Raw genomic sequence first — 11,370 nt, forward strand, 5'->3', positions numbered from 1 at the left:
AAAAACTAGGGCTCTTGTCAACATGGATATACAAGATGTTTTAAAAATTACATAAAATTTATGAAAATAAATTTATAATAATAGATATGACAAGGAAAAATTTATGAAGCTGGTGATACAACGGCATCGATGATAGTGAAAAAAATAGATTAGAAAAAATTGGTATAGATGCTGGCAGTTGTAGTTCCAAGACTTATTATCTTAATGACTTAAAAAAGATATTAGAGAATGAAAGTGTTCTCAAAAGACGTTCTCACTCCATAACAGGCCAAATACATTTTATTATTTTTTTTTCTACTTGGTTTAATAATGATTGTATGGTGGTTATCAATGGATATTCTAATTATACTTTATGAATTTGTGTTTATGAAGATGAGCACAGACATTTTGGTGAATGATTTACCTATAATATTGTTTCAACAGAGAATGATTTTTCAACTGCGAAAAATGAAGCATGAACTTTAAGATGAAAAATGGAGGGAAATAACCCAGTGATATACAGACATTTGCCGTTAAACATTACTTATTATGGTGAAAGCTCTTCGCCTGAAATGTCATTAGTGAGTCGAAGTGAATTATCAACTACTTTGAGTAATCCTGACCAATATATTAGACCTTTAGATATTGTAAAAGTTTATGGGACAATGAATGGTCGATCAATGCTTCTTCATTCGGGTATTTATTTAGGTAGTGAAAAGGTTGTTCATGCGGTTCCTAACTCAGGTTATCTTAGTAATTATTTAAACTCTTATGGTAGTTATTACGGTGGTTATGGTTATGGTAATTATTATCTTGGGTATTATTTGCCGTATACTGCTCTTTATGGTAGTATAGGTAGCAAGTACGCTAGACTTTATGGTGATAATGATGAGAGAGACACAGTTGAGATTGTTAATTGAGAAAGGTTCAGAAAATTCTGGATGGGAGAACCCGATAAAATTGTTCGCATAAAAACTATTATTCCTTTTAAACATCGCGAGGATATAATTAGGCATATCGCCAAGGCTTATATAGCGGATAGCACTTATTTCGATGGAAAAAACAAGTTCAGTTTAGCCGATAATAATTGTGAACATTTAGTTAACAGCTGTGTTTTAGGTCTAAATTTCTCAGAACATGGAGAAATAGAAAAAGAAAAAAAGGCTCATGACAAAGGAAATAACTATCACAAAAGAACAAGAATTGATGATCTAGAAGACGAGATAAATAGAACTGGAAACTCCCTTGATGGTTTAACTAGTTCTACTTCAAAAGTTAGCGATATAAAAAAGTATATGAGTGATATTCCTGCTAAATACGGGAAAGAATTTAATTTTAGCATTGAGGTAGAACCAAAATATGGATATAAATTTAAAAATTAAACATTATGGTAAAAATAACAGAAGAAATAAAACAAAAAATATTAAATGATCCTGTTTTAGACACAAAGGGAGCTATTCAAAAGACAGGGTGATTAATTGCCAATCTTATGTCTTTACTCTACAAAGAACGCTGTTCAAAATTGCTAACTGATGAGGAATTAAAAGTTGTCGAAAGTTCTCAGCTCCAACTTGACAACGACTTTGAAAAGGTCATACAAGCAATTCGAAATAGTGAAATTGATTTAACTGATCTAATTATTTATGAAAAGAAAAAGAGAGAAAGCCTAATCAGCAGATCTCGGAAGTTAAAAGAAAGAGTATTAAATAGTTTATCCGAATGAACTGTAATTGGTGGAACCAAATATAACGTTAGTGGAAGTATTCCTTTTTGAAATAATATTAGCGAGGGTGATGAACAAGAAATTAAGAGAAATATTTTTGAACTCATTAAGCAAAATTCTAGTGAATGAACTCTTAAAAAAATTCTTGTTTCTAATGGTAAAGGAATAGGTGGTTGTTCATGAAGTGAATTGTTAGTTCATAAATCATTCAGAGTTGGATATGATGAGTATGGCGAATTGAGTTACAAATATCGAGAAGTTCATTGAAAAAGTGGCTTTACTTCTGATCAAGAAGCTGAATTAGAACAAATTTTCCAAGCTCAAAGTAGAACGCTACCATTAGAACCACAAAAAATTTATCAATTTCTTTTTTTTGTGGTTCTAATGGTAAGTATTAGTCTAGTTGTCTTGTTTTGTGTTAAAAAGAAAAGCAGAAGTCAGAAAAGAATAGTCTAGTGCAATATTTATTATCTAAAAATTTATAAAATGTATAATGTACATAAATAATTCATGGGACCAAAAGCTTTTTTAAGAAACTTAGAAATATTTTTTATTATTGCGTCAGGAATATCCATGCCCTTTATAGTAATGGGTAGCTATTTCAGTCTTACTTTAGAAAAAGATCGCAGTAAACCTTTAATCATTTTTTTTTTAATTATCAGCGTTGTTTATGCTTTACTTTATTCTCATTTTTCTTGAAATAATATTAGAGAACAGATCATAAAAATAAATAATCTAAAAAAGGGCAAATAATTGTCTTTTTTACTTTTGCATTTAGTTTATTAGATAAAAAATTGATTTTATACACTAATTAAGATTAGAACATTATATTTTCCAATAATTTAGTCTATAAAATTAGAAAAGATCAGTTTTATGCAAAAAAACCTAATATTTCTCGAGTCTGCTACTAAAAAAAAAACAATCGAATCATTTCTGGGAGATAATTACATAATATTTGCTACTAGCGGTCATTTATGAGAACTAGATAAGATTGGATTTTACAATTTAGGAGTCGATTTAACTAGCTTTGATCCTACCTATAAGACAATTCTAGGAAAAGAAAAACTTATTGATTTTTGAAAGAAATACTTGGTTAGGAAAAACGTCGCTAAAATTTATCTAGCTACTGATCCTGACCGAGAAGGAGAAGCAATTGCTCAGGAAATTGTCCAACTATTAAAACTCTCTCCTGCTCAATATCAGCGGTTACTTTTTTATGAGATAACACCACGAAACATTAAGGAGGCTTTAAATAATCCTTTGACTATTAACCAAAATTTAGTAGAGTCACAACTTTCTCGGCAAGTGTTGGATCGCATGATTGGTTTTTGTCTGAGCACAATATTACAAAAAAAACTGCAAGCCTCATCAGCGGGTCGAGTGCAATCAGTCGTTTTGAAACTAATTATTGAGCGAGAAGAATTGATTAAACAATTTGAAAAGAAGAAACTTTATATCATTTGTGGCATTTGCCAAGTCAATGAGCAAAAAATAATTCTGAAACAAGTTGATGAGGCTGGTGGATTAATTATTTACAAGGACAAAGTCGAAGCCGAAGAAATTAAAAAAAAATTGGGCTTAATTTTCCAATTTGTTAGCAAAAAAGAAGAAAAAAAATTTATCCTACCAAAACCACCACTTATTACCTCTTTATTATTATTCGAGGCCAAATCCCAATTAGGGTTTTCGGTGGCTCGAACTACCCAATTAGCCCAAAAATTATATGAAGGGGTTTGGATAGGAACTAAAAGAAAACAAGTCGGCTTAATTACTTATCCACGAACTGACTCTCCTCGTATTAATCAAGAATTCGTGAGTTCAGCCTATAAATATATTCGAGAAAAATGAGGTTCTAATTATTCTAATACTAATCCAGCCTGGAAAAAGAAAGAAAAAACACTTAATGTTCAAGGTGCCCATGAATCTATTCATCCCACTTACTTAGATTACCATCCAGCAGAAATTAAAAGTTCTTTATCGGAGGAAGAGTATAATCTATATAAATTAATATATAACCACACTTTAGCTAGCTTAATGAACCCGGCTCAAGTTAACAAAATCACCTATACTTTTCTTAATAATGATTATTATTTTGTCACTGCTGAAAGGATTTGCCAGTTTGCAGGATTTTTAGTTGCTGCTTCGGAAGTTTATTTTCCTAATTATAATGTCAAATTAAAAAGCGAATTAGAAGCAATTTTCCAACTAGAAGCCAAAAAAATTGAGGTTCAAGAATATCAAGAAAATAAACCAGTCCGTTATAATGAAGGAAGTCTTGTGCAAGAACTAGAAAGATTAGGAATTGGTCGCCCTTCTACCTATAATACTTTCGGTCAAACATTAGTTAAAAGAAAATATGTGAAATTGAATGAAAAAGGACAATTTATTCCAATCGAAAAAGGACTTATAGTTAATAATTGATTACAAGAAAGGTTTTCATCACTAATAAATGAGAACTATACTGCTTCCTTAGAAATTGAATTAGACAAAATTAGTCAAGGAAAAAAAAGATATTATGATTTTATTAAGAATTTTTGAGAGAATTTTTTCCCTTCTTTTAAAAAAGTTTGTTAAGTTTATTATTGATTCAGAACATTAATATGTTGTTAAGTGCGAGCTTGGCAGATTAACAATTTTCAGTTTAGTTATGGTTTACTGTTGTTCGTATCATTATACAGAAACGTTGTTTTTCCATTTCTTTTCATTTTTTTCGTAAGGTTCTTAGTGGATTAAAAAAGAAGAGGATCGCTCTAATCTAAACCCTAAAATGATAGAAATTTGCTTTATTTCTGCTAAGTCATTCGATAGTTTTTGCAATGATCTTGGACAGTTAGTTATGTTGATATTAGATTAAAAATATAGGATATGGTAAATGCCCAAGTTTGATTAAATAACAATATTCTGGATACTAGCCTAGGAAATAGTATTCAAGAACTTCATATCCGTTCTGACAAAGAATTGGATGATCCTTATCACATAAGCGAAAATGAAGATGAAACAAACAAGTTTTATTTGCCTTTAGAAATAAGCTTAACTGGAGATTTAGATTTGTCGGCTTTTACTGATTTAGAACATTTGACTATAGAAAAGCAATTTATTAGATATTTAACTCTAACTAATATCAGTGAAAAGGTTCTTTAAGTCATATTAGCAATATAGATGAATTAATAGATTTAGACATTAATGCTACTGATATAAGTGATGGTTTAATTGATTTGCCTACTGAACAACTAACTATTTTTACTTTTGGTAGTTTTGGTCGAATAGGGGCAGGAGTAGACCAATTGAAAGCAAATTTAGCCCCATTTTTGATGTGAAAGAGAATAGTAACAAGTGAGGAAGGAATGGAAAATTGAGCAAAAATAGGAACCACTAACGATTTAGATGAAGGAAATGTTTTTGATATTAGTACAGACAAAATTGAGAATATTAATGATTGACAAAAAGAACAACAAAGATATCAAGAACACTTTGCTCAAGCAGTTCAAGCCAACAACCCAAATCATTAAAATAACACCAATAATTATTCTTAATTCCGTTTTTTGTTGTTGTTAACATACTTTTTCATAGAATTTAAAAAAGGCGTATATTAGAAATAGAAATGAATTTTTACTGTTACATGCTTTTTGCTGCAGCCTTTTTACTTCTTAACTTTCATTTTCAATCAATTTTATTATTAATAAGAATGTTGTAGATTAATTTGCAACCCTCAGAAATTAGTCTTAGTTGCTTATTTTTACTGACAACCTTTAGATAGTCAAGGTAATAATAGTTTTATTATTAAAAAACTGAATCTTTTTGCTACGTACATGTTGTTAATAACAATACATTGATAAATTATTAAATTTTTGATTATAAAAAGAATGCTAAAAAAAATTAGAATTGTTGTGTCATCTTATGATTTATCATGATATTGACTCATGAAATAAAGTGTGTGTTTTCGTTCGAGAGAATGAAATAAGAATGTTGAAGAAGGTGTATGTAACGCAAAATTAACTATCAAGCTGGAGGGAAAAAAATAAGAATTTTTAATAAAAGTTCGGAAACAAGCAATTTTCTAGTAAAAAAATATTTGCTAACCTCGAACTTATCAAGCCACATGAACATAAATTCCGCGTAGTATTTTGCATAATTTTCTAAACTTAATGACGAAACATTATTCATGGTATACAAAATTTTTCTTGTTTTTTCAGCAAAAAAAGGGATGACGGAACTGTCTAAAAATTCTGTGTATTCTTCTTTGTCGCATAGTCGAGCTAATCTATCTGCCGGAAAACGATCGCTTGATCTTTTTTCTTGCTCGAATAGATAATCACATTTTTTTGAAAAGCAAAATTCTTTTACCATGATAGTTTGTAGATAAGAAACCATTTTCTCTTTGTATTCGTTTGTAGCAGGTCGGCCAAACTCACTGATTTTTTTAAGTGCGCATTCTTCTGCTGTTGTTTTATTTACTAAATTACTAATAGAGAGATTTTGAAGAGAATCGTTCATTGGTATATTATAAGTCTTTCGTTTTAGAAAAAAAAAGATGTATTCAGTTCCATTTCTTTTGCATAACCAAATATCTACTGCCATCATTTTCTTATCGCATTCCCAAATCGCTGAACAAAAAACCGAAATCTTTTAAGGTTTATAATTTATAGAATAAGTTTTTAAGTAAAAAATTTGCCTAAAATTCTTAACACAAAAAAAAACAAACCTTATAATTATTTTCCTCTGCTTCTTTTAGCATTAATTCTAATCTATCTTTGTTTTGTTGAAGGAGAATTGGGGGAGAAAAATTATAATTTTCCATGCTTTTGTTATTATAAAAATTTAAATAAAACTGTAGTTATTGAGAGAATTGAAATAACAAGCAAAGTTTATAGAATCAGGTATATAAAATCTCTCAGTATTTAATTAAAAAATATATTTGCGCAATTTATATTAACAGTTTCAGCACAACATAATTATTAGTGACTATTTTAAAACAAAAAAATCTGGTTTTTGTAGGATTTAGCGCTCCATTTAGTTTAGCAAAACAGCTAACTTTACGCCTGTTATACTCAGAAATGCTTTAAAACTCCTTGTTTTCCAAAATTTTCTTTATATATTACATTAAATTTCTATTGTTCTATCAATGGCAAATTGAATGACAAATTTTTTCTATTCTTTGTAAAACTGATAAATAAAACTAATAAAGAACTAAATAAAGTTAGATCAAACATAAAAAAGAAAGTGACAAAATTTTTACTTGCATTTATTTTAACCAGAAATGGATAGAAAATTGTTGCGGTTATAACTTAATATAAAATTAGATTATCATTACAAGCAAATATGAATGTAAAAAAAATAAAAAACAAAGAAAAACATTTAATTAAATTAGACATCGATGGAACCAGCACTAATCCCGATTTTTCGACTTTAAATCAAAATCTAAAAGCGGTTTTACAAAAATTAATAGCCCAAGGACATAAAATCTGCTTTACCACGGGGCGAAACTATTTATCTGCCCTGCCTTTTTACAAGGAAGTAGGTTTAGATACTTTTTTAGTTACTTATAATGGAGCCTATATTAATAACCCTGCAGATAAAAATAATAAAGAAGTAGTGGTTTTTCACCCTATTAAAAATGAAATAGTAAAAGATATCTTAAATGAACCGATAATTAAAGAAAATATTCATAATGTCCTAATAGACCATGTTAATGGATTAAAAGCAAATGGAGAAATAGATTTAAAAACTATTAGCACTAGTGATGATATCTATTATCGAGAGATATTTTTTAATAATAATCCTTATGTAAAAGAAAAAAATATTTTGCCACTTTTAGGAGAAAAAGATGCTTTGCAATTAGTTTTAGAATTTCCGTTAGAATCTCCGAAAGATGAAAAAGCTTTTAACGAAATTTTACTAACTTTGCGAAGAAAATACAGCAATGCGATTACTTTTTACTTTGGAAACAAGTTAAAAGAAGACCCAAAAAAATTAGGAGATAATGTTCTAGTTCCTGACCTAGAAAAAAAAATAATAAAAATCCGTAATAAATTAGCCAGCAAAGGCATGGGAGCCAAGTGAGTATCAACTCAATACAACATTGGAATACATAATGTTATTGCTTTTGGTAATGATGTTAACGATATAGAATTGGTGCATAGTGTTGGTAAAGGTATAGTTACCGCTGACAGCGATGATTACTTAAAAACCTATGCTTATGGCATAACCGATTTTGGAATTTTTAACAGTGATGGGGTAGCTAAATACTTGACTGATTATTTTGATTTATCTAAGTAAAAATTAAATCTTAAATTATCTACACTAAAAATAGTTATGCGAATCAACTTGTTTTTAAGCTGCACAAAATGTGCAGCACGTCATCAAAATTATCGTACTTCTAGAGCCAAGGTTCAACAAAAAGATGCAAAATTGGTTTTAAACAAATATTGTAAATTTTGCCGAAAGACGCAGAAACACAAAGAAGAAATCATTAAATAGAGTTAATTTTATTTATTTCTCTAACCAAGAAGGCTTTCTTTCTTGAATTTAGAAGATTAAGGGGCAATTGGTTTGTACAAAAATAATTTTATTAAATTGCTTGTTGCTCTAATAATCAATTTCTTCAACATTATTTAGTAAGACAAAATATTTTTTTAATTTTTGAAAATTTTTTAAAAAATCTACTTTTTGAAAATTTTTCAAAATAGAAAAATCAGGAAAATGTTTAACCACTTCTTCTAGTTCTTTTTGATAGATAATCTTTTCTTCAAGCAAACATTTTTTATTTTTATAAATTGATACATGATATTTGTTTTCCCCTCGATCAATACTTAACAAACTTATGCAACTCTCTATTCCTGATTGCAACAATAAGGCATTTATATGATAGAATTTAATTTCTGGGTTGACAACTTGAAGAGTAGCAAGAAATGATAAAGAAATTCTTATTCCAGTTTGTCCGCTCGGAAGTGAAGTAAAGTAAATTTTATTTATCTCTTTTAGAAAATACTTAGTTTTTTCTAAAACTTGCTGTAAATAAGATAGAAAATTTTCTGAATGAAGATAAGCGTTTTCTTTCTGAATGCTATTCAAACAATTATTATCTTTTCATAGAGCTATAAAAAGAAAAGAAGAAGACAAACTAAAATACAGATAAATCATTAAAAAAATATAAATATAGATTTATATACATTTGTTCACTACAATTAGATATAAAAAACGAAGGAATTAGTAAAAAAATAATAAAAGAATGCCTGGAAAAATCATCTAACATTTTTTTATATTGCCATAAAAAGTTGTGATTTAATCTAATTTAATTATTATGGTTACACCTCAAAAGTATTTAGACAATAAATACAAAACTAAAGCAGAAAGAGAAAAAGTTAAAACTATTAATGTTGATGAATTATTAGAGAGTGGTGAATTGGATTTAAGCGATTATGTAGATGCGGAGGCTATTTTTCTTCCTAGATCTAATTTAACTAAACTAAATTTGGGAGAAATGCAGAACTTAAAATTAATTTTTCTTTATGATAACAATTTGACTTCTATAGACTTTTTAAATATTTTACCTTGCCCTGAAAAGTTAAAATCTTTGGTGGTCTCTAACAACAAAATCCAACCAACTGACATTGCTATATTTAGTAGATTTAAGAATTTAAAAACGTTAAAAATAGGAACTTCTAAAGATGGTTTAGCAGGAGAAAGACGTAATTATTTCTACGGTTCCTTGGAAAGTTGAAAAGATTTATCTAAATTAGAGAGCATTTGTATTGAAGCCACAGATATTGATCGAGGATTAGAATACTTGCCATCTAGTCTAGCCAAAGCCACAGTTAAATCAGAACTTGAAATTGAATGTGCCCCTAATAGATCTGATGCCAAATGTAAAGCCATCCAAGACCAATTAAGACCTTTTGATTATGACCTCGAAGCCTGACAATTATGTCATTCAAGAAAGATTATTAAAGTCTGCAACGAAAAAATGCCCAAATCAGAAACTCAATTAATTACTTTATTGCTGACTAAAATCCGGGAAACCCAAACTGAAATAACTCAATTAAACAAGAAAAAAAAAATAACAAGAGGAAAGAGACTAGAAAATAGATTAAAACTATTGCAAAAAGCTTACGACGAACTAGAAACTGAATTAGAACAAAAAAAAATGCTTTATTACGAAACTAATAAAGTTGAACACTATCTTAAATTATTAAAAAAAAGTAACATTTTTTCTATATTATTACTATTTTTAATAATAGTAATAATATTAATTTTTTCTGTTATTTCACTAAAAAAATATTCAATCCGAAATTTATTTACTTACTATAAGTAAAAAAAACAAGAAACTTTAAGCAGTTAAAAATTGTTGTCAAGAAAGCAGTAAATATAGTTTGTGTATTTTAAGTCAGCAAGAATTAAATAGTTTTTTCATACTAATAGCAACATAATTAGACACTGGCAAGATCAAGCATAATTTATTGTTCTAGTATTTCATTCTTAAAAAAGGGTTAACCGGACTTTTTCAAAGATGGTTCGAGAATAGATAGTCAGTTAACTGGTTCTTTGCCTGCTTCTGATAACAGTTGATTAGTTTTTGAAAAAGGTCGGGAACCAAAAAAGCCGTGTTCGGCACTATAAGGGGAAGGGTGAGAACTAATTACTAAACAATTACAAGCATTTTTTTTACTAATGCCACATTTTTCACCAATTTCCTGAGCCTTTCGTCCTCACAATACTCAAATAATTTTTCGGTCATGATGGTTTAAATAATCCAATAGAGAATAAGTAAACTCTTCTCATGTTTTCATATGAGAAAGGGCTTGTCCGCCACGCACAGTTAAGGCAGTATTAAGCAAAAAAACACCTTCCTTAACTCAGGGGAGCAAATCACTTTTGGTAGGACAGGCACAGTTAAGGTCTTCACTGAACTCTAAAAAGATATTTACTAAACTGGGTGGAATATAATTAGGTTTTTGAGTGCTAAAAGCAATACCATCAGCTACTTCTGGAGAATGATAAGGGTCTTGCCCTAATATTACTACTTTTATTTTATCAAGAGAAATTTCTCGAAAAAGCCGAAAAACATTTTCTTTTCGTGGTCAACAAGTATATTTCTGATATTCTTTATTTATCTCGGTAAGTAAAGATAAAAAATATTCTTTTTGAATTTCCTGCTGAAAAAAAGAGAATCAGCCGGGCTTAATTTTGTTTAAACAAAATTCTTCTTCTAAAAAATTATTATTGAACACGAATATAGCTTTGTATTAATGAGTATTAATTATTATAAATTTATTTTAATTATCCCTATTCTATCTTTGACTTTTAAACCTTGTTTTTAAGCTGCACAAAATGTGCAGCACGTCATCAAAATTATCGTACTTCTAGTTATTTGCGAATAATTTACTCAAATTTGTAAAGTTTCAATACGTGATGCTAAGAAAACAAAAGTGTCCCTAGTTGTTTTGATAGAGCGTTTACTACTTAAATCTAATGTAATTACATCCTGTTCTGATATTAAGTTGTGGTTCTATATTCCGCTAATAATTCCTTATTGGTGGTCTTGTTTAACAATATTTCTTTAACTTTTGCCATATTTTTTCTACTATTCTAAATAATTTTTTTTTTATTGCTTCGCTTTCTTGGTTATTCTCAATACCAACTTTCAACAATTCTTTATCTATTCATATTGA

At 28.8% G+C, this 11,370-nt stretch carries 11 protein-coding genes; 8 read left to right on the forward strand and 3 right to left on the reverse strand.

What is annotated here, in order from left to right; genetic code table 4:
- The first annotated feature begins 86 nt into the window (after positions 1–86).
- From GvMRE_RS11205 to GvMRE_RS11225, 5 genes are all read left to right on the forward strand, one after another.
- On the forward strand, positions 87–1,361 hold the full coding sequence (locus GvMRE_RS11205; RefSeq protein ID WP_147411332.1) for a lecithin retinol acyltransferase family protein: 1,275 nt from the start codon (positions 87–89) through the stop codon (positions 1,359–1,361).
- 5 nt (positions 1,362–1,366) lie between these two features.
- A complete protein-coding gene (locus GvMRE_RS11210) occupies positions 1,367–2,158 on the forward strand; it encodes a hypothetical protein (protein WP_147411333.1) in 792 nt (263 codons plus the stop codon).
- A gap of 417 nt (positions 2,159–2,575) precedes the next feature.
- Positions 2,576–4,276, forward strand: a complete 1,701-nt coding sequence (gene topA, locus GvMRE_RS11215) for a type I DNA topoisomerase (RefSeq protein ID WP_147411334.1) — start codon at positions 2,576–2,578, stop codon at positions 4,274–4,276.
- Positions 4,277–4,567: 291 nt separating this feature from the next.
- The gene (locus GvMRE_RS11220) at positions 4,568–4,843 is read left to right on the forward strand and encodes a hypothetical protein (protein ID WP_147411335.1); all 276 of its coding nucleotides are present in this window, start codon (positions 4,568–4,570) and stop codon (positions 4,841–4,843) included.
- A 74-nt stretch (positions 4,844–4,917) separates the two neighbouring features.
- Positions 4,918–5,211, forward strand: coding sequence for a hypothetical protein (locus GvMRE_RS11225; RefSeq protein WP_147411336.1), 294 nt, complete (start codon positions 4,918–4,920; stop codon positions 5,209–5,211).
- 487 nt (positions 5,212–5,698) lie between these two features.
- Here GvMRE_RS11225 and GvMRE_RS11230 read toward each other — a convergent pair whose 3' ends face one another.
- Positions 5,699–6,196, reverse strand: a complete 498-nt coding sequence (locus GvMRE_RS11230; RefSeq protein ID WP_147411337.1) for a hypothetical protein — start codon at positions 6,194–6,196, stop codon at positions 5,699–5,701.
- An 825-nt stretch (positions 6,197–7,021) separates the two neighbouring features.
- Between GvMRE_RS11230 and GvMRE_RS11235 the strand changes: the two genes are divergently transcribed.
- Positions 7,022–7,978, forward strand: coding sequence for an HAD hydrolase family protein (locus tag GvMRE_RS11235; protein ID WP_147411338.1), 957 nt, complete (start codon positions 7,022–7,024; stop codon positions 7,976–7,978).
- A gap of 36 nt (positions 7,979–8,014) precedes the next feature.
- A complete protein-coding gene (gene rpmG / locus GvMRE_RS11240; protein WP_147411339.1) occupies positions 8,015–8,179 on the forward strand; it encodes a 50S ribosomal protein L33 in 165 nt (54 codons plus the stop codon).
- A gap of 108 nt (positions 8,180–8,287) precedes the next feature.
- On the opposite strand, the gene GvMRE_RS11245 is transcribed toward rpmG, so the two are convergent.
- A complete protein-coding gene (locus GvMRE_RS11245) occupies positions 8,288–8,773 on the reverse strand; it encodes a hypothetical protein (RefSeq protein ID WP_147411340.1) in 486 nt (161 codons plus the stop codon).
- Between the two features lie 229 nt (positions 8,774–9,002).
- Between GvMRE_RS11245 and GvMRE_RS11250 the strand changes: the two genes are divergently transcribed.
- Entirely contained in the window at positions 9,003–10,013 is a 1,011-nt protein-coding gene (locus tag GvMRE_RS11250; protein ID WP_147411341.1) for a leucine-rich repeat domain-containing protein, read from the forward strand.
- Between the two features lie 175 nt (positions 10,014–10,188).
- On the opposite strand, the gene GvMRE_RS11255 is transcribed toward GvMRE_RS11250, so the two are convergent.
- On the reverse strand, positions 10,189–10,929 hold the full coding sequence (locus tag GvMRE_RS11255) for a uracil-DNA glycosylase (RefSeq protein WP_172575392.1): 741 nt from the start codon (positions 10,927–10,929) through the stop codon (positions 10,189–10,191).
- Between the last annotated feature and the right edge of the window lie 441 nt (positions 10,930–11,370).

Source organism: endosymbiont GvMRE of Glomus versiforme (genome assembly GCF_003546845.1).